Genomic DNA, 17,802 nt, shown 5'->3' on the forward strand with positions numbered 1-17,802 from the left:
ACCGGCTTGTCAACCTGGGTTGACAGGATTCGGCGCGAAGGTCCCCGACCGGCGACGTACAGTCGGGTGATGCCCGAGATCGTCATCGCCGAGCGGGCCGGGGTGGGCGCCGACGGCCACCCACGTCCGACCGAGGACCACGTCGTCGTGCTGGACAACGCCGTGTTCGTCCTCGACGGCGCCACGTCGTCGGACCCCTCGCAACCGCCGGGCGGCTGGTACGCCGAACGGCTGGCCCGGCACCTCGCCGACGACCTCCGCGCGGCGCCCGCCGCCGCCCTGACGGACGTCCTGACCGGCGCGATCGCCGCCGTGACGACCGAGAACGAGCTGCGGCCGCAGCAGTCGCCGTCGAGCACGGTCGCCGCCGTGCGCTGGCTCGAGGACCGCGTCGACGCGCTGGTGCTGGCCGACAGCCCGGTGGTCGGGTTCGGCGGCTTCGGCGTCGACGTCGTCTCCGACGACCGCCTAGCCCGGCTGCGGCGGCGGGGGATGCTCCAGACCGGCGCGGACGTCCGGCGCCGGCGCAACGCCCACGACGGCTTCTGGGTCGCCGAAGCCGACCCGGGCGCGGCCGCGCACGCCGTCCGCCGCAGCTGGCCGCGGGCCGACGTCGACGCCGTCCTGCTCGCCAGCGACGGCGTCTCCATCGGTGTCGACCAGTACGAGCTGTTCGACTGGCTCGAGGTCCTGGCGATCACCCGCACCGACGGTCCGGACGCCGTGCTGGACGCCGTCCGGACCGCGGAGAAGCAGGACCCGGACGGCGAGCGCTGGCCGCGTCCGAAACGCCACGACGACCAGGCGCTCGTGCTGATCGACTTCGCATCCGGGGGAATTCAGGGTCTTCCCTGATCACGGCCGTCCCGTTCTCCGAGAACCTGGAGGCATGGGGACGGAACAGGGGAAGCGCACGAGACCGTGGCGGCTCGTGGCGCTGGGCGCGATCGGCTGGGGGCTGTTCACGGCCGTGGTGCTGCACATCATCAGTTCGCACAACCCGGTGTACGACACGCTGTCGAGCTACACCGTGACCGACCGGGGCGAAGGCATGCTCGCCGCGAGCGTGTTGTCGCTGGCCATCGGCTCGCTGGCCGTGCTCGGCGCGCTGCACGCCGCCGGCGTGCCGCTGTCGCGGACGACCCGGCTGCTGCTCGCACTCTGGTCGCTCGGGCTGGCCGCGGCGGCGGTATTCCCGGCGAGCTACCCGGCGGCGCCGGACCCGGTCAGCGGCGAGATCCACCTCTACGCGTGCCTGGTCGCGTTCCTGAGTCTGCCCGGCGCGGCGATCTCGCTGCTGGAACCGTTGCGGGGACGGCCCGAACGGGCCGCCGTCGTGCGGGCGATCCGGCTGAGCGCGGGCGCGTTCGGGCTGTTCGCGGTCAGCTTCGTGCTGGTGCGGTTGAGCGAGGCGGAAATCGGGCCGTTCCCGGAGCTCTCGGACGCGTTCCCGATCGGCGTCATGCAGCGGCTGCTGCTGCTCGCCGACGTCGTCCTGCTCGGCACGCTGCTGCGGGTCGCGACCCGGCTGGAGTCAGCCTTCGACGGCCGCCGCGAATTCGGGCGCGTAGCCGTACAGGCCGGGCATCCCGCCGGTGTGCAGGAACACCACGTGGTCGTCGGGGGCGAAGTGACCGGCCCATTCGACCAGCGCGGCGGCCACCTTGCCGGTGTAAACCGGATCGAGCACAACTCCCTCGGTGCGGCCGAAAAGCCGTAGCGCGTGCCAGACCGCGTCGGTCGGGATGCCGTAGCCGGGACCGAGGGTCGAGTCGCTCATCTTCGTGTGCGCGAGCGACGGCGGCTCGACGCCGAGCAGCTTCGCCGCGCCGTCGACGAGGTCGCGGAGGTTCTCGGTGGCCTCGTCGAGCGGGTGGCTGACGCAGGCGATGCCGACGCCGAGGTTCCCGAGGAGCGCGGTGCCCAGCACCACGCCGGCCGCGGTGCCACCGCTGGCGTGCGGGACGACGAGGTGGGCGCGTTCGACGCCGCGTTCTTCGAGCTGCTTCGCGAGTTCGCAGGTGGCACGGACGTAACCGAGGGCGCCCAGGTCGTTGGAGCCGCCGACCGGGATCGTGGCGACCTTCCGGCCCTCGGCGGTGGCTTCGGCGACGAGCCGGTCGTAGGTGCGGCCGGTCTCCTCGCCGTCGGCGCAGACGTGGACGGTCGCGCCGAAGAGCTTGTCGAGCGGGATGTTGCCGCCGCGTTCGTACGCTTCGCCGTCGCGCGGGACCTTCGCGGTGAGGACGAGTTCGCAGCGCAGCCCGAGCTTCGCGCAGGCGGCGGCGGTCTGGCGGCCGTGGTTGGTCTGGAGCGCGCCGAACGTGATCACGGTGTCCGCGCCGGCTTCCTTCGCGGCGCCGAGGTGGTATTCGAGCTTGCGGAGCTTGTTGCCGCCGGCGCCGAGCGGGTGGACGTCGTCGCGCTTCAGCCAGAGGTTCCGCAGACCGAGGGCTTCGCCGAGCCGGGGCGCTTCCTGCAGCGGCGTGGGCCAGCCGCCCAGGTCGACGCGGGGGATCGCGGCGAGTGCGGCGTCGGGGAATCCGGCGAAGTCGAACGTCATCGGCCCTCCAGGCTCGGTCGTCCGCCCACTGTAGAGCGCCCCAATGTGGCGTTCGGTGCGTCTGACGCACCCAATGTGGCGTTCGGTGCGTCAGACGCAACCAACGCCACATTGGGGCGTTCGGGAGTAGCCGGAAACCATCGGTATCCGGTAACGTTCGTTCGAACGAACGAGAACCTTCGGGGGCCGCCATGACAGCCATGAGCCTGGACTTCACCGGTCTCACCGCGCAGGCCGCGCAGCTCGCCGCCGGCGAGGTCACCTCCGCCGAGCTCACCGCGACGGCGCTCGGGCGCGCGCTCGCGAGTCAGCCCACGCTCAACGCCTTCCGGCACCTGCGCGACGACGCGGCTCTCGCCGAAGCAGCCGAAGCGGACCAGCGGCTCGAGGCCGGGGACCGCAAACCCCTGCTCGGCGTCCCCGTCGCCATCAAGGACGACGTCGACCTCACCGGCCTTCCCACGTCCTTCGGCTGCGCCGGTGAGTTCCCGGTGGCCACCACCGACGCGCCCGCCGTCGCGCTGCTGCGCGAGGCCGGTGCTGTCATCATCGGCAAGACCAACACCCCCGAGCTGGGCCAATGGCCGTTCACCGAGGGCCCGGCCTTCGGCGTGACACGCAATCCGTGGCACGCCGGTCACACCCCCGGGGGTTCTTCGGGCGGGAGCGCGGCCGCGGTGGCGTCGGGGGTCATCGCGGCCGCGCTCGGTTCCGACGGCGCCGGCTCGGTGCGCATCCCGGCCGCGTGGACCGGGCTGGTCGGCATCAAGACCCAGCGCGGCCGGATCCCGACCGACGGCGAGCTCTTCCACGGCCTGACCGTGCTCGGGCCGCTCGCCCGGACCGTCGAGGACGCCGCGCTGCTGCTGGACGTCACCGCCGCCACCGGCACCGCGTTCCGGACCGCCGCGACGCGCGAACCCGGCCGGCTGCGGATCGGGCTGTCGACCAAGATCCCGTTCACCGCGACCAAGACCCGGCTCGACCCGGTCGTCGAAGCCAGCGTCCGGCGACTCGCCGACTCGCTCGCCGGGCTGGGCCACGAGATCGTCGAGGTCGAGCCGGACTACGGGCTGATCGGCCTGACGTTCCTGCCGCGCTCGCTCACCGGCGTCCGCGACTGGACGCTGCGGGTGCCCGACCGCGCCGGGCTCGATCCGCGCACGCGCAGCAACGCCGGTCACGGCCGCCTGCTGGCCGGGCCCGCGCTGCGGCTCGCCCGCGCGCTCGAGCCGGGACTGCACCGGCGGATCGGCTCGGTCTTCGGCCGCGTCGACGTCCTGCTGACCCCGACCACCGCGACCCCGCCGCCGCCGATCGGCACGTTCGACGGGCTGTCCGGCTGGGAGACCGACCAGGCCATGATCGCCGCCTGCCCGTACGCTTGGCCGTGGAACGTGCTGGGCTGGCCGGGGGTCAACGTCCCGGCCGGGCTGACGGACGGCGGGCTGCCGCTGGGCGCGCAGCTGCTCGGCCCCTCGCACGCCGAGGAGCGGCTGGTTTCGCTCGCCGCGCAACTGGAAGAGGTCGAACGGTGGCCGGAGCGGCATCCCGAGACAAGCTGGTAAGCACCCGGGACGCCATCCTGCGCGGCGCGTTGACGGTCGTCGGCGAGCACGGTGTCGGCGGGCTGACGAACCGCCGGATCGTGGCCGCCGCCGGCGTTTCGCTCGGCACGCTCACCTACCACTTCCCGAGCCAGACGGCGTTGCTGCGCGAAGCGATGCTGATGTTCGTCGAGGACGAGACGGCGAAGCTCCGCGCGATCGTCGACGGCTACCGCTCGGAGGGCCTGAGCGTCGAGCAGGCCGCGTCGGTCGTCGAGCACGTGATCGCGCAGCTGCCCTTCGGCGCCGACGAGCTCGGCGCGCACGAGCTGTACCTCCAGTCCGCCCGGGATCCCGAGCTGCGCGAAGCTTCTTCGCGCTGCTTCGCGGCGTACGACGAACTGGCCGTGACGATCCTCGAAGCGCTGGGCGTGCCGGAGCCGCGGCGGCTGGCCGGGCCGGTCGTCGCGCTGATCGCCGGGCTGCAGCTGCGGCGGCTGGCGACCGGCGACACCGGAACACCGGTGGCCGAGCCGCTGATGATGCTGCTCCGCGGGGCTTGATGGCGCGGGCGATCGTCCGCGGCACGGCGGCGTGGAAGTACTTCGGTGACTTCCGCGACGCGCTGCTGGCGGGGCAGGTGCTGGTGCTGCAGGTGGCGCACCCGGTCGTCGCGGCGGGGGTGCGGGACCATTCGGACTACACGTCGGATCCCTGGACGCGGTTGATGCGGACGGGCGCGTCGCTGTCGATCTACGTCTACGGCGGTGTCGCGGGTGCGCGGGTGGAGGCGGCGCGGCTGCGCTCCCTGCACCGGTCGTTCACCGGCTTCCTGGACGGACAGCGGTACAGCGCTTTGGACCCGGCGGCGTATGCCTGGGTGCACGCGACGCTGGTGAAGGTTCCCGTTGACGCGCAACGGTTTTTCGGACGCCCACTGTCCGGTGGGGAACTCGACGAGTACTACGCGCAGATGTGCGACGTCGGGCGGTTGCTCGGTGTGCGCGAGCGCGACCTGCCGCCGGACTGGGCGAGTTTCGAGCGCTACTACGACTCGATGGTGGCCGGGTTCGCCGGGAATCCGACGATCGACCAGCTCTTCGAGACGATCCGGACGGTGCCGAAGCCGGTGCGGTGGCTGCCCGACTCCTGGTGGCGGTGGCACGCCCGGATCCAGATGTTCCTGCTCCGGGCGACTTTGCCGCCCGGGCTCCGCACCCGCCTCGGTCTACAGTGGACTCTTCGCGACCAGCGGCGGTTCATCCGGTTCGCCGCGGTGGTGCGGGTTCTCGCGACGCCGGTCCCGGCCGGGCTGCGGACCGCGCACATGCGGTGGATCGGCAAGCTCAACGTCTGGCTCCGCGCGCACCCGAAGGTCTACCAGCGCCTGGTGGGCAGCAAGACGTCGTGAGTGAGAAACAGTGTTCTAACCCTGTTTCTCACTCACGACCGCTGACCCGCGCGTAGTGGGCCCGGGCCTTGGCGCGGTTCCCGCACCGGGCCATCGAGCACCACTGCCGGTTCCGCCGCGGCGAAGCGTCGCAGAACCGCAGCCCGCAGTCGTCCGCCGCGCACACGCGGACTTCGGCGTCGCTGGTCGCCAGGTCGATCGCGTCCGCCGCCAGAGTCGCGAACGCCGACGCCACCGGGTCCTTCGGGGCCGGCACCTCGCGACGCAGGCGTCCCCCGGCCAGGACCAGCCGCGGCGGCGGTGCGGGCGCCGAGGCCGCCGCGTTGTTCACCAGGTCGGCGTCCATCTCTTCGGGCGCTCGCAGCACCCGGTCGATCGCCTCCCGCAACGCTTTCGCCGCCAGCACGTTCCCCGCCGTCACCGGCACCGGACCCGTCGTGAACCCGGCGAGCGCGAGCCACTCCGCCAGCGCGTCGGGCCCGGTCAGCAGCTCGACGCCGCCGTCGTGCCGGCTGCGCAGGGTGTTGACCAGGTCGAGGCACGGCCGTCCGCCGTCGAAGACCCATTCCATGACCACATTCTAACCGTTGCGAACAGTTAGAAGTGCGGCTACCTTCTAACCGTATGAACAGGTTAGAAAGCACGGCCACGGTCAACGGGCTCCGGATGCACTACCTCCGCGCCGGCGACGGCCCGCCGCTGTTCCTCCTGCACGGCTGGCCGCAGACGTCGCACTGCTGGCACAAGATCCTCGAGCCCCTCGCCGCCACGCACACCGTCATCGCCCCCGACCTGCGCGGGTACGGCCGCACGGACAAGCCCCGGACCGGCTACGACAAGCGCACGATGGCCGCCGACGTCGCCGCCCTCGCCGAGCACCTCGGCTTCGAGCGCACCGCCGTCGCCGGGCACGACCGCGGCGGCCGCGTCGCCCACCGCTGGGCCCTAGACCGCCCGGACCAGGTGGACCGCCTCGCCGTCCTCGACATCGCGCCGACCCGCGCCATGTGGCAGCGCCTCGACACCGGCGTCGCGAAGGCCTACTGGCACTGGCTCTTCCACCTCCAGCCCGACCTGCCGGAACTGCTCGCCGGGCAGAACATCGCCGGCTACCTCGGCTACTTCTACGAGCGCTGGACCCACCAGCGCCACGGCCTCGACGCGGACGCCGTCGCCGAGTACGTCCGCGCCTTCTCGCAGCCCGGCGCGCTGCGGGCCGGTTTCGACGACTACCGCGCGTCCTTCCCGGACGACGCCGAACTCGACGACGCCGACTTCGCCGCCGGAAAGCGCGTCACCCAGCCACTTCTCGCCCTCTGGGGCGCGAACGGCCTGCTCGGCACCCTGCCGACGCTCGAGATCTGGCAGGAGTACGCGAACGACGTCACGGGCGCAGCACTGGCCGAATGCGGACACTTCCTGCCCGAGGAACAGCCGGACGAAGTCGTCTCCCACCTGCGGAAGTTCCTGAACCCCTGAGAACCCCGGGGGCTCCGGTCCCCCGCACTGGGGACCGGAGTTCCCTCCCCGCCGTGACGCCCGCCACCCGCGTCCGTGGCTAGGTTCGAACCCACGATGGGGACCAAACCAAGAGCTGTAGTGCTGATGCTGCTGGCCGCGCTGGGGATCGCGGCGGGCGGCGGAACCGCGCACGCCGACGGCGCACCGTCCGGCACCGACATCCAGGTCGCGCAGACACTCGGCGCACGCGAGCTGACCGTGATCATCCGCCGGGTCGACGTCACGCCGTCGCCGCTGCGGGTCGACGTCGTCACCCACCAGGGCACCGCGCCCGGCACGCTGCACCTGGCCGTCGCGGCCGATGGTGTCGTGACCTCACGCGGCGACGTCACGTTCGGCGCCGAACCGGGCGTGTACCCGGGAAATCTCCAAGTCGACAAGCCGGGGCCGTGGGAACTGTCGCTGAACGACGGCAGCGCGACCACCGCGACGATCCCGTTCACCGTGCCCGCGCGGGTGGTCCCGCCGTGGGAGAAGGCGACCTACGGCGGGTTCGTCGCCGCGGGCGTGTTCCTGCTGCTCGCGCTCGTGGTGGGGATGCGGGCGAGGCGCACCGCGTTCGCGCTGATCCCGGCCGGTGGCGTGGTCGCGGCGCTCGCCGTCGCGGTCACCGGCGCCCTGCTGTCGGCGAGCACTCCCCCGCCCCCCGCGCCCGGCAGCCAGCTCGACCCGACGTTCGACAACGTCACCGATCCCTACGCCAACGCCCAGTTGTCCACAGTGGACTATTCGCGGCCACCGGTGAACCTGGCCGTCACGGCCGAGCGCGGCGAGCTGACGCTGAGCCTCTCCGACGGCGCCACCGGCCGTCCGGTCGACGACCTGCTGATCCACGACAACGCGCTCGTGCACCTGGTGCTGGTTTCGCCGTCCGGACGGATGAGCCACCTGCACCCGGTGCGCGTCGGGCCCGGCACCTACCGCGTCGGCGTGGCCGATCCGGAAGCGGGCACCTACACCGCCGCCGCGGAGCTCGTCCGGCGCGGTGGCGGGGTCCAGCTCGTCCGGTCCACTGTGGACTTGACGGGCACTGCCGCACCCGCACCCGAACCGCCGGGCGCCGGACCGCGGACGGTCGACGGCACGCCGGTCGACCTCACCGTCACCCCCGGCACGCCGACCACGATCACCGCGCACTTCAAGACCCAGGATCTCCAGCCGTGGCTGGGGATGCTCGGCCACCTGATCATCGCCGGGCCGATCACCGGGCAGCCGGGGACCGACGCCGCGAAGGCACCGACGTGGGCGCACGTGCACGCGATGATCCCGCCGGTCGCCGGCCAGCTCGACCGCCCCGACGAGACCGTCGCCGCGTACGGGCCGGATGTCAGCTTCACCTACACCTTCGCCGCGCCCGGCCGGTACCGGATCTGGCTGCAGGCCGAACGCGGCTACCGCGTGCTCACGATCCCGGCCGTGGTGGACGTCCCGACGACCGGAGCCGCCCGATGAAACGCCCGACGTTGCTGGTCATCGTGGTCGCGCTGGTCGTCGTGGCCGGGGCCGCCTGGCTGCTCTGGCCCGCCGGCAGCGCGAAAGCCTCCACGCAGCAAGCGGTTTCCGGGCCGTACACCGTGCAGTTCTCGGCGGACGAGCCGCGCATCGGCGGCAACACGTTCGCGCTGGGCGTGACCGGGCCCGCGCCCGAGGCCGTCACGATCGAGCCGGTCATGGCGCAGATGGGGCACGCGTTCGCGCCGGTGCCCGCCGCGCCGGACGGCCCCGGCCGCTTCCGCGCCGCGGACGTCGGGCTGCCGATGGCCGGGCAGTGGGAGATCACCGTGTCCGTGCGCGGCCCCGGCGGGCCCGCCCAAGTCGTTTTTCCGTTGCTCGTCAAGTAGAAAGGTTCGGGGGAATGGATCTCACCGCATCCGGCGTGCGCACCACGTCGGTGGCGAAACAGGCGCGAACGGGGTTGCTGCCGGCGAACGTCGTGCTCGGCGGCTCGCTGCTGTCCCTGGTCGGGCTGACCTGGGACATCCAGTGGCACAGCGACGTCGGGCCGGACACGTTCTTCACGCTGCCGCACCTGTTCCTGTATGCGGGCAGCGCGGTCGTCGGCCTGGCGAGCCTCGCCGTCGTGCTGCTGACGACAGCGGCCCGGCGCGCGGGCCGCCCGGTCGACCCGCGGATCGGCGGGCGCGTGGTCAACGTGTTCGGCCGGACGTTCGCGGCGCCGCTGGGCTACCTGGTCTCCGGCGTCGGCGCGGCCACTTTCCTGCTGTACGGCCTGTGGGACCAGTGGTGGCACGGGCTCTACGGCTTCGACGCGGTCATCGACTCACCGCCGCACATCGGGCTGCTGCTGTCGATCACGGTGTCGCTGATCGGCACGACCGCGGTGTTCGCCGCGGCGCGGGAGTACCGCTGGGGCCGGCTCGGCACGCTGGCGTCGCTGACCGTGCTGCTCACGTTCGGCCCGGTGCTGGCCCTCGGGCTGCAGCAGGTGCCGGACGACTACGCCGACGCCGTGTCGATCGGCTGCTCGATGATGGCCGTGCTGCTGGTCACCGTCGGCGCCGGGTTCCGCCGCCGCCCGGGCGGCGCGGCCGGCACCGCGGCGCTGGTCCTGGTCGTGCAGGGGATCTTCTGGTGGTTCTCGCCGTGGGCCGCGAAGGCGTACGCCGACCTGGTCGACCTGCCGCTGCGAGACGCGATCTCCGGCGTGCCCGAGATGCCGTCGCTGACGCCGCTGGCGCTGCTGCCGGTGGCCGCGCTGATGGAGCTGGGGTACCTCGCCGGCCGGCGCCGGGGGTGGCGCGCTGGCCGGGTGTCCGTGGTCGCCGGCGGGATCGCCGGGGCGCTGCTCGGGCTGAGCCTGCCGATCCAGCGCGTCCTGCTCTACACCGGCGCGCACCTGCCGCCGGCCTGGTACCTGACGACGACGGCCGTGCTCAGCGGCCTGTTCGGGCTGCTCGGCGGGTTCGCCGGGTGGCGGTTCGGCGGGATGCTCTGCCTGCTGGCGCCCGCCAAGAAGGGGGAAACCGCTGATGCGTAAGACACTCCTGGCCCTGGCGGCCGTCGCCGGGCTGCTGTTCGCGACCGCGGCGCCGGCGAACGCCTACGAGCCGGTCAACATCGTGCACACCGAGCACGTGCAGGCCGGGCCGTACGGGATGACGGTCGGGTTCAGCACCTGGCCGCTGAAAGCCATGCAGTCGCTGGACTTCACGTTCATCCCCGACGGCGGGATCGACGACAAGTCCGGCACGCTCACGATGATCAACCCGGAGGGCGGCAAGAACCGCACGCAGCCCCTGGTCCGGCACCCGCGCAAGCGCGAGGTCTGGGGGCTGGACGTCCGTTCGATGCCGCGGCCGGGGGAATGGACGTTCCACTTCACGGTCAACGGCCCGGCCGGGTCCGGCACCGGTGACCTCCGCGCGCTGCCGGTGCTCGACCAGCCGGGGCCGCCGATGGGCCTGAGCTGGGCGATCAGCACCCTGCCGTTGATCGGGCTCGTGGTGCTGGTCGTGGTGGCCTGGCGCCGGACCCGGAGCCGGTTGCGCGGGGGTGAGCTTCCGGCAATCGGGTGAGATTTCCCTCACATTCGGCACTCGAGCGTATCCGTGCCGTCGCGAAGGCCTCCTTCACCGCAGAGACGGGAAGGGGGCCTTCGCGATTTCCAGGCACAGGCGGGTGATCACCATCACCGCCACGGGGGAGGGATCAGGCGGGCAGATCGAACTGCCCGGCCTTCACGGCGACCAGGAACGCTTCCCACTCGGCGGTGTCGAACACGAAGACCGGGCTGGTCGCGAGCTTGGTGTCGCGGACGCCGATCAGGCCTTCCCGGCCGAGGTTGACCTCGACGCAGCTCCCACCGTTGGGCTCGCTGGCGAACGACTTCTCCCAGGCAGCCTCTTGGAACAGGGACACGGCCGTGTTCGGATCGTAATCCGCGAACGACGGATAATCCGCCATGGGTCGTACCTCCGAGGATCGATGGGGGGCGCGGCCGTGACCTGGTCGAAAGTACCCGCTCCCGGCTACTCAGTGTCTCAATGGAGTACGCCGCACGGCCAAGCGGGTGATCAACTAGGTCCGGTCTCGACATGAAGATTATTCCAGGAGTAGGATTAATCGCATCGGCCGGGGCGCTGGTGTCGGTGAATGACTTCCTGCATGCGATGGGCGGTCCCCGAACGCAGGCCACCGGCTGACGACCGACCAACCACCACCGCAGGACCTCATGGGGGAGGATCAGCGTGATCGTCGAGGACAGCGCGCCACCGAGCGTGCTCGTCGTGGGCAGGCTCGCCAGGGGAACCGCCGGCGAGGCCCGCCGGGTGGTCCACGTCTTCGGACTGGACGCGACCCGCGGCACGAGTCAGCTGGTCCGAACCAAGTGCGGGGAAGCGCTTTCCCGCTCCGATGTCGAGTGGCTGGCCCCCGGGGCCGGCATGCCGTGTGAACCCTGTCTCGGACTGACCGGCGGCGAAAGCACCCGGTCACCGCGACGAGAGCTGGGGGTGTAGACGATGGCCGTCCGGCTGAACTCGCTCTTCCGCCGCGAGGAGGAAGAGCACCGCGGCCGCCGCGGGATCGGCAACGAACTGAGGAACCGCTTCGGCTTCAGCCTGATCCAGGCGCCCCTGCGCAAGACGACGACGTGGGCGACGGACCAGGACCTGCCGCTGCAGCGCTACTCCGACGGGGTCCGGACCACCCGGCCCCTGGAAACCGCGATCGACCTGAGCCCGCTGCTGCGCGGCCGGGTGGGATCGCGCGCCTGAACTGCCGTACCACCACGAAAAGAGCCCCGGTTCCCTGATGGGACCGGGGCTCTCGCCGTTCACGGCTGCGGTTTCCGCAGGAGCAACCGTCCCTGGCGGAACGGCCGCTCCCCTGCCGTGGGCTCGCGGTACATCCGGCCCACCTCGACGAGTCCCGCCGCGGCCGCCAAGGCCATCAGCTCGTCCAGCGGCCACCGGTACGCCGTCGTGACCTTGTGGTCGAACTCCGAGACCGGCCCGCCGCCGGCTTCGAAGCAGCCCAACAGAACGTGACCACCCGGCGCCAACGTCCGGGTGAATTCGGCGAAGTACCCCGGCACCTCCGCCGGCGGGGTGTGGATCACCGAGTACCACGACAGGATCCCCGCCAACGACGCGTCAGGCAGGTCCAGGGCCGCCATCGACCCCACCTCGAACCGCAACGCGGGCTCGGCCGCGCGCGCCAGCTCGATCATCGCCGGCGACAGATCGATGCCGAACACGTCGAGCCCCAGCGAGTGCAGGTGTGCCGTCAGGTGGCCCGGACCGCACCCGAGGTCGGCGACCGGGCCGCGGCCGCGCACGGAATCCGCGAACGCCGCCCACGCGGCCCGGTCCAGCGCGTCGCCGTCCCAGATGTCGCGGACGAACTCCGCGTACTGGACGGCGACCGCGTCGTAAGCCGTCGTCACGGTTTGCGGCCGAGGCCGCAGATGTGCCCGACGAACGCCGGGTCGTTCGCGACCTTCTTCGTGGCCCGGGACTCGATCTCCTCCGGGTGCCACTCCGGCAGGTAGACGATGCCGGGCTCGACCAGCTCGAGGCCGTCGAAGAACGTCGTGAACTCCGCCTTGCTGCGCAGGTGCAGCGGGGTGCTCGACCTGTTGTACTGCGCCACGATCGACTCGCGGCTCTCGGCGTCGGCCATCGCGTCGAGGCCTTCGGTGGTGAGGTGCGAAGACAGGAAGTACGAGCCGGACGGCAGCAGCGACAGGTACTTCTGGATGATCTCGGCCACCGGCTCGTCCTCGCCCAGGAAGTACAGGACGCCGACGATGATCAGGCCGATCGGCCGGTTCGTGTCGAGGACGCCGGTGTCGAGGGCGCGCTTCCAGATGTCGGCGGGGTCGCGCAGGTCGCCCTGCAGCACCGCGTGCCGGTCCGCGACGCCCTCCTTCTCCAGCAGGACCTGCGAGTGCGCCACCGCGACCGGCTCGTTGTCGACGTACACGCACCGCGCGTTCGGGTTCACCTCCGCCGCGACCTCGTGGACGTTCCCGACCGTCGGCACGCCCGACCCCAGGTCGAGGAACTGGTCGATGCCGTTGCGGGCCAGGTACCGGACACCGCGGCCGAGGAAGTCGCGGCCGACGCGGGCGACCGTCTTGATCATCGGGAACGTCTTGACCGCCTGCTCGCCGAACTGGCGGTCGATGGCCCAGTTGGCGTTGCCGCCGAGGAACCAGTCGTAGATGCGGGCCGCGTTCGGCCGCTCGAGGTCGACGCCTTCGGGGGCCTCGGGATCCTGCGTCGTCATTTCCGTCCTCCAGGCTTGCGGCCGACACCGCCGACCACGCTCGCGAGGGGGACCGGGGCGGCGCCGGGCTCGGGGCGCCACTCTCCCACAGGCACGATCCCGGGGTCGACGACGTCGAAGTTACCGAAGAACGCGGCGATCTCGTCGAGCGACCGGGAAACCGCCGGCGAGCTCGACCGCTCGGACAGCTTCACGAGCCGCCGGATCTGCGCCAGCTCGTCGCCCTCGACACCGGACTCGGTCGCGTGCGAGAGGACGTACGCCGACCCCGGCGCCAGCAGCGTCCGGTAGTCGCGGATGGCTTCGCGGACGCCGGTGACGTCCGGCAGGAAGTGCAGCACAGCCACGCTGAGCAGGCAGATCGGCCGGTCGGGGTCGAGCACGCCGGTGGCCAGCGCGGCCTCCCAGACCTCCTCGGCGTCCCGCAGATCGGCGTACAGCACGGCGTGGCGCTCGGGGTCGCCCTCTTCGTCGAGCAGGATCCGCCCGTGCGCGACGGCCACCGGCTCGTTGTCGACGTAGACGCAGCGGCAGTCGTCGGCGTACTCGTCGGCCACCTCGTGGACGTTGCCGGCGGTCGGGATGCCGGATCCGAGGTCGAGGAACTGCGTGATGCCCTCGGCGACGCAGTGGCGCACGGCCCGGCCGAGGAAGTCGCGGTTGCTGCGCGCCAGCGTCTTCGCCAGGGGAAACGCTTTCACGGCCAGCTCGCCGTACTGCCGGTCGATCGCCCAGTTCGCGGTGCCGCCGAGCGCCCAGTCGTAGATCCTCGCCACGTTCGGCCGGTCGAGATCGACGACGTCGGGGAGGAAGTCGGGGTCCACGATGTCCCCTTCGGGCGGCACTTCCGGTGGATTAGAGCGCAACAGACCCACTCTACCGAAAGTTGTTCACCGGCCGGGACAGTTGGCGCCGCCGTTCGCCCTATTGGATCTGCTGCATCTGGCTGCGGTAACCCTCTGCAAGCTCCTTGAGGAACTGCCGGGTCTCCTGCCGTTCCAGCGCCGCCCCACGCAGCCTGTCCCACGAGTCGACGAAGATGTTGAAGTCCTTGACGTCGTCGAGGTACAGCCCGCCGGCGGAGTGCTCGATGTAGACGAAGTCCCGGGTGCGGTCCGGGAAGCGCATGATCGTGAAGTCGTTGGGCACCGCGGCCAGCCGTGCCCCGAACGGCAGCACGTGGACGTAGACCCGGGGGTGCCGCTCGAGCGAGAGCAGGTGCTCGACCTGGTCGAGCATCACCGCGGGCGCGTACCCGCCGGGGGCCCGGCGCAGCGCGCCCTCGCTGATGATGAACCGGTAGTACGGCGGCTGCTGCTGCTCGAACACCGCCTTGCGGTCGAGCCGGTTGCGCACCAGGGACGTCACGTCCGTCGCGCCGGCCTCGGTGAACTGCTTGAGCATGTAGTGCTCGGACTGCAGCGGACCGGGGATGCGCTCGCCGTGCCAGGTGAGGATCTCCGCGGCCGCGGGTTCCAGGTCGGTGAAGGTGCGGAACCAGTGCGGCACCACCGAGCGGTAGCCCGACCAGTGGCCGCGCTGCCCGGCGGCGGCCCGCGCCAGGTTCATCAGCGTGTCGGCCTCTTCGCCGTTGATCCCGAACGCGTTCAGCATCGATCGCACATCCCCGAGCTTCACCCCGACGGCACCGGACTCGATCTTGTTGACCTTGCCCTGGGTGCAGCCGAGTACCTCGGCGACCTGCTGCTGTGTCATCCGCGCCGCGGTGCGGGCATGCCGGAGCTCGTTCCCGAGCTGCTTCCGGCGCGAGGTGACGGTGCTGGCCATCGCCCTGCTCTCCCGGACCACTACAAGCGACGGCGGCCGCCGGCCGCCGTCGCACGCGAACTATCGAACCCACCCAGGTTAGTGCTTCACCTTGCGGATCTCGATGATGACATCGCGCAGCGTTCCAGGAAACGCCGCAGAACGCCAGTCACCTGCGTTGTCACTCGCCTGGACCAGCGAAATTCCGAATTATTCCGCCAACCGGCGCAGCCGGGTCTCGGGCATAGTGGGCCGGTGACCGATCGTTCGCCCGCCGCCGCCGCCGCCGTCACCCGCCTGGCCGACCGGGTCCACGGCTACGTCCAGCCGGACGGCTCCTGGTACATCAACAACTGCGGGTTCGTCGACGCCGGCGACCACACCGTGCTGATCGACACGTGCTCGACCGAGCGCCGCACGCGCGCGCTGCTCGAGACGGTCGAAGCCGCGACCGGCAGCCCGGTGAGGACGCTGGTGAACACCCACCACCACGGCGACCACACCAACGGCAACTACCTCGTCACCGGCGCGGCCGTGCTCGGCCACCGCAAGACCCGCGAGCTGATGGTCGCCGAGGGCATCCAGACGTTCGAAGGCATCTTCGTCGGCAGCGACTGGGGCGAGCTGCGGTCGCGGCCGCCCGAGGTCGTGTTCGACGACCGGCTGACCGTGCACGCCGGCGACGTCACCCTCGAGCTGATCCACCCCGGCCACGCGGCCCACACCACCAACGACGTCCTGGTCTGGCTGCCGGAGCAGCGCGTGCTCTACGCCGGTGACCTGGTGTTCAACGGCGGCAGCCCGTTCGCGCTGATGGGCTCGGTGGCCGGCTGGCGCCGGGCTCTCGACGTCGTCCGGGAGCTTTCGCCCGAGGTGATCCTCCCCGGGCACGGTCCGGCCTGCGGGCTCGAGACCGTCGACACGGTGGACGCGTACCTGAAGTTCGTCCAGGAGACGGCCGAGCGCGGGAAGGCCGCCGGGCTGTCGCCGCTGGAGCTGGCCAAGGAGACGGACCTGGGCGAGTTCGCGTCGCTCTCCGAGCAGGAGCGGCTGCCGGGCAACCTGCACCGCGCGTACGCCGAGCTGGACGGCGCCGAGTGGGGCGCGCAGATCGACCTGGTCGCGGCGATCACCGACATGCTCGCCTACAACAAGGGCCCGATCCGCTGCTTCTCCTGAACTGAGTGAGCTGCTCCTCCGTGCCCTTCCTTGAGGCGTCGATCGGACTAGTGTCTGAATCGAGAGAGTCTTCGAGAGGATGCGGATGAGCAAGAAGGCGAGCATCGGGGTCACCGGCCTGGCGGTCATGGGCCGCAACCTGGCCCGCAACCTGGCCCGGCACGGGCACACGGTGGCCCTGCACAACCGGTCCGAGGAGCGGACCCGCGCGCTGGTGGAGCAGTTCGGCGACGAGGGCGACTTCATCCCGGCGTACTCGGCGCAGGCGTTCGTCGACGCGCTGGAGCGGCCCCGGCAGATCGTGATCATGGTCAAGGCGGGCGGCCCGACCGACGCCGTCATCGAGGAGTTCGCGCCGCTGCTCGAAGAGGGCGACGTGATCATCGACGCCGGCAACGCGCACTTCGCCGACACCCGCCGCCGCGAGAAGGCGCTGCGCGAGCGCGGGCTGCACTTCGTCGGCAGCGGCGTCTCCGGCGGCGAGGAAGGCGCGCTGAACGGGCCGAGCATCATGCCCGGCGGCTCGAAGGAGTCGTACGAGTCCCTCGGCCCGCTGTTCGAGGACATCTCGGCGAAGGTCGACGGCGAGCCGTGCTGCACGCACATCGGCGCGGACGGCGCCGGGCACTTCGTCAAGATGGTGCACAACGGCATCGAGTACGCCGACATGCAGCTGATCGCGGAGTCGTTCGACCTGCTGCGCGGCGCGGGCGGCTACTCCCCCGCCGAGATCGCCGACGTGTTCCGGACCTGGAACACCGGGCGGCTCGACTCCTACCTGATCGAGATCACGGCCGAGGTGCTGGCGCACGTCGACAAGTCGTCCGGCAAGCCGTTCGTCGACGTCGTCGCGGACGCCGCCGAGCAGAAGGGCACCGGCCGCTGGACCGTGCAGATCGGCCTCGACCTCGGCGTCCCGATCTCGGGCATCGCCGAAGCCGTCTTCGCGCGTTCGCTGTCCGGCTCGACTTCGCTGCGCGCGGCGGCTCGCGGCCTCGGTGGTCCTTCGCGGTCGCCGCTGTCCGGGTCGGAGCTGGAGCGCTTCGCCGACGACGTCGAACAGGCGCTGTACGCGTCGAAGGTCGTCGCGTACGCGCAGGGCTTCAACCAGATCCAGGCCGGCGCGACGGAGTACGGCTGGGACATCGACCTCGGCAAGGTCGCCTCGATCTGGCGCGGCGGCTGCATCATCCGCGCGAAGTTCCTCAACGACATCACGGCGGCCTACGCCGAGGAGCCCGAGCTGCCGACGCTGCTGACGTCGGGCGGCTTCCGCAAGGCGGTCGAGGACGCGCAGGACTCGTGGCGCTCGGTGATCTCGACGGCGGTCCGGCTCGGGATCCCCACGCCGGGCTTCTCGACGGCGCTGGCGTACTACGACGGCCTCCGCGCGGACCGGCTGCCGGCGGCGCTGGTCCAGGGTCAGCGGGACTTCTTCGGCGCGCACACGTACCGCCGCGTCGACCGCGACGGCTCGTTCCACACGGCCTGGGCCGCTGAGGGCCGCCCGGAGTCCGACGCCTGAGTTCAAGTCCGTGAATGTCGCATTGAGAGACTCTAAG

20 protein-coding genes and 1 pseudogene are annotated in these 17,802 nt (G+C 71.5%); 14 read left to right on the forward strand and 7 right to left on the reverse strand.

All coding sequences use genetic code 11. The features are described from left to right. The first annotated feature begins 69 nt into the window (after nt 1–69). Entirely contained in the window at nt 70–855 is a 786-nt protein-coding gene (locus QRX60_RS09190; RefSeq protein ID WP_286000348.1) for a protein phosphatase 2C domain-containing protein, read from the forward strand. A 34-nt stretch (nt 856–889) separates the two neighbouring features. Then, a pseudogene (locus tag QRX60_RS09195) lies at nt 890–1,450 on the forward strand (DUF998 domain-containing protein); the annotation flags it as partial. Nucleotides 1,451–1,534: 84 nt separating this feature from the next. On the opposite strand, the gene QRX60_RS09200 reads toward QRX60_RS09195, so the two are convergent. Continuing rightward, nucleotides 1,535–2,563, reverse strand: a complete 1,029-nt coding sequence (locus QRX60_RS09200) for a D-cysteine desulfhydrase family protein (protein WP_286000349.1) — start codon at nt 2,561–2,563, stop codon at nt 1,535–1,537. A 191-nt stretch (nt 2,564–2,754) separates the two neighbouring features. Here QRX60_RS09200 and QRX60_RS09205 point away from each other — a divergent pair, with 191 nt between their 5' ends. Genes QRX60_RS09205 through QRX60_RS09215 form a run of 3 tightly spaced genes read left to right on the forward strand, consistent with a single transcriptional unit; the run spans nt 2,755 to nt 5,521 of the window. After that, nucleotides 2,755–4,131 carry an amidase gene (locus QRX60_RS09205; RefSeq protein WP_286000350.1) on the forward strand — a complete coding sequence of 459 codons (1,377 nt, stop codon included), beginning with the start codon at nt 2,755–2,757 and terminating at the stop codon, nt 4,129–4,131. Further along, entirely contained in the window at nt 4,098–4,673 is a 576-nt protein-coding gene (locus QRX60_RS09210; protein ID WP_286000351.1) for a TetR/AcrR family transcriptional regulator, read from the forward strand. Before QRX60_RS09205 ends, QRX60_RS09210 begins: the two co-directional genes overlap by 34 nt. Continuing rightward, nucleotides 4,673–5,521, forward strand: a complete 849-nt coding sequence (locus tag QRX60_RS09215; protein ID WP_286000352.1) for an oxygenase MpaB family protein — start codon at nt 4,673–4,675, stop codon at nt 5,519–5,521. Before QRX60_RS09210 ends, QRX60_RS09215 begins: the two co-directional genes overlap by 1 nt. Before the next feature lie 28 nt (nt 5,522–5,549). Here the strand turns inward: QRX60_RS09215 and QRX60_RS09220 are convergent, their stop codons facing one another. Next, nucleotides 5,550–6,092, reverse strand: a complete 543-nt coding sequence (locus QRX60_RS09220; protein ID WP_286000353.1) for a CGNR zinc finger domain-containing protein — start codon at nt 6,090–6,092, stop codon at nt 5,550–5,552. 53 nt (nt 6,093–6,145) lie between these two features. On the opposite strand from QRX60_RS09220, the gene QRX60_RS09225 reads away from it, so the two are divergent. The 5 genes from QRX60_RS09225 to QRX60_RS09245 all read left to right on the forward strand — a co-directional run bounded on the left by QRX60_RS09225 (nt 6,146) and on the right by QRX60_RS09245 (nt 10,578). After that, entirely contained in the window at nt 6,146–7,000 is an 855-nt protein-coding gene (locus tag QRX60_RS09225; RefSeq protein ID WP_286000354.1) for an alpha/beta fold hydrolase, read from the forward strand. A 126-nt stretch (nt 7,001–7,126) separates the two neighbouring features. After that, complete coding sequence (locus QRX60_RS09230) at nt 7,127–8,494, forward strand: hypothetical protein (RefSeq protein ID WP_286003538.1); 1,368 nt, start codon at nt 7,127–7,129, stop codon at nt 8,492–8,494. Then, nucleotides 8,491–8,883 carry a FixH family protein gene (locus tag QRX60_RS09235; protein WP_286000355.1) on the forward strand — a complete coding sequence of 131 codons (393 nt, stop codon included), beginning with the start codon at nt 8,491–8,493 and terminating at the stop codon, nt 8,881–8,883. Before QRX60_RS09230 ends, QRX60_RS09235 begins: the two co-directional genes overlap by 4 nt. 14 nt (nt 8,884–8,897) lie before the next feature. Continuing rightward, nucleotides 8,898–10,040 carry a hypothetical protein gene (locus QRX60_RS09240; protein WP_286000356.1) on the forward strand — a complete coding sequence of 381 codons (1,143 nt, stop codon included), beginning with the start codon at nt 8,898–8,900 and terminating at the stop codon, nt 10,038–10,040. Beyond that, nucleotides 10,033–10,578 (forward strand): hypothetical protein, encoded by a 546-nt coding sequence (locus QRX60_RS09245; protein ID WP_286000357.1) that lies wholly within the window; start codon nt 10,033–10,035, stop codon nt 10,576–10,578. The genes QRX60_RS09240 and QRX60_RS09245 overlap by 8 nt, the downstream gene beginning before the upstream one ends. A 133-nt stretch (nt 10,579–10,711) precedes the next feature. Here the strand turns inward: QRX60_RS09245 and QRX60_RS09250 are convergent, their stop codons facing one another. After that, nucleotides 10,712–10,966 carry a DUF397 domain-containing protein gene (locus QRX60_RS09250; RefSeq protein WP_285482105.1) on the reverse strand — a complete coding sequence of 85 codons (255 nt, stop codon included), beginning with the start codon at nt 10,964–10,966 and terminating at the stop codon, nt 10,712–10,714. A 284-nt stretch (nt 10,967–11,250) separates the two neighbouring features. Between QRX60_RS09250 and QRX60_RS09255 the strand changes: the two genes are divergently transcribed. Together QRX60_RS09255 and QRX60_RS09260 are read left to right on the forward strand one after the other, a co-directional pair. Next, on the forward strand, nt 11,251–11,520 hold the full coding sequence (locus QRX60_RS09255; RefSeq protein WP_286000358.1) for a hypothetical protein: 270 nt from the start codon (nt 11,251–11,253) through the stop codon (nt 11,518–11,520). A 3-nt stretch (nt 11,521–11,523) separates the two neighbouring features. Beyond that, nucleotides 11,524–11,778 (forward strand): hypothetical protein, encoded by a 255-nt coding sequence (locus tag QRX60_RS09260; RefSeq protein ID WP_286000359.1) that lies wholly within the window; start codon nt 11,524–11,526, stop codon nt 11,776–11,778. Nucleotides 11,779–11,837: 59 nt separating this feature from the next. Here the strand turns inward: QRX60_RS09260 and QRX60_RS09265 are convergent, their stop codons facing one another. The 4 genes from QRX60_RS09265 to QRX60_RS09280 form a co-directional block, all read right to left on the reverse strand. Further along, a complete protein-coding gene (locus tag QRX60_RS09265) occupies nt 11,838–12,449 on the reverse strand; it encodes a class I SAM-dependent methyltransferase (protein WP_286000360.1) in 612 nt (203 codons plus the stop codon). Next, nucleotides 12,446–13,294 carry an SAM-dependent methyltransferase gene (locus tag QRX60_RS09270; protein ID WP_286000361.1) on the reverse strand — a complete coding sequence of 283 codons (849 nt, stop codon included), beginning with the start codon at nt 13,292–13,294 and terminating at the stop codon, nt 12,446–12,448. The genes QRX60_RS09265 and QRX60_RS09270 overlap by 4 nt, the downstream gene beginning before the upstream one ends. Beyond that, nucleotides 13,291–14,118: an SAM-dependent methyltransferase gene (locus QRX60_RS09275; protein WP_286000362.1), complete on the reverse strand. Its 828-nt coding sequence runs from the start codon at nt 14,116–14,118 to the stop codon at nt 13,291–13,293. The genes QRX60_RS09270 and QRX60_RS09275 overlap by 4 nt, the downstream gene beginning before the upstream one ends. Nucleotides 14,119–14,218: 100 nt before the next feature. After that, nucleotides 14,219–15,082: a helix-turn-helix domain-containing protein gene (locus tag QRX60_RS09280; RefSeq protein WP_286000363.1), complete on the reverse strand. Its 864-nt coding sequence runs from the start codon at nt 15,080–15,082 to the stop codon at nt 14,219–14,221. Nucleotides 15,083–15,316: 234 nt separating this feature from the next. Between QRX60_RS09280 and QRX60_RS09285 the strand changes: the two genes are divergently transcribed. After that, the gene (locus QRX60_RS09285; protein ID WP_286000364.1) at nt 15,317–16,240 is read left to right on the forward strand and encodes an MBL fold metallo-hydrolase; all 924 of its coding nucleotides are present in this window, start codon (nt 15,317–15,319) and stop codon (nt 16,238–16,240) included. An 85-nt stretch (nt 16,241–16,325) separates the two neighbouring features. Continuing rightward, a complete protein-coding gene (gndA, locus tag QRX60_RS09290; RefSeq protein ID WP_286000365.1) occupies nt 16,326–17,765 on the forward strand; it encodes an NADP-dependent phosphogluconate dehydrogenase in 1,440 nt (479 codons plus the stop codon). Nucleotides 17,766–17,802 lie beyond the last annotated feature (37 nt).

This window comes from Amycolatopsis mongoliensis (assembly GCF_030285665.1).
GTDB lineage: Bacteria > Actinomycetota > Actinomycetes > Mycobacteriales > Pseudonocardiaceae > Amycolatopsis > Amycolatopsis mongoliensis.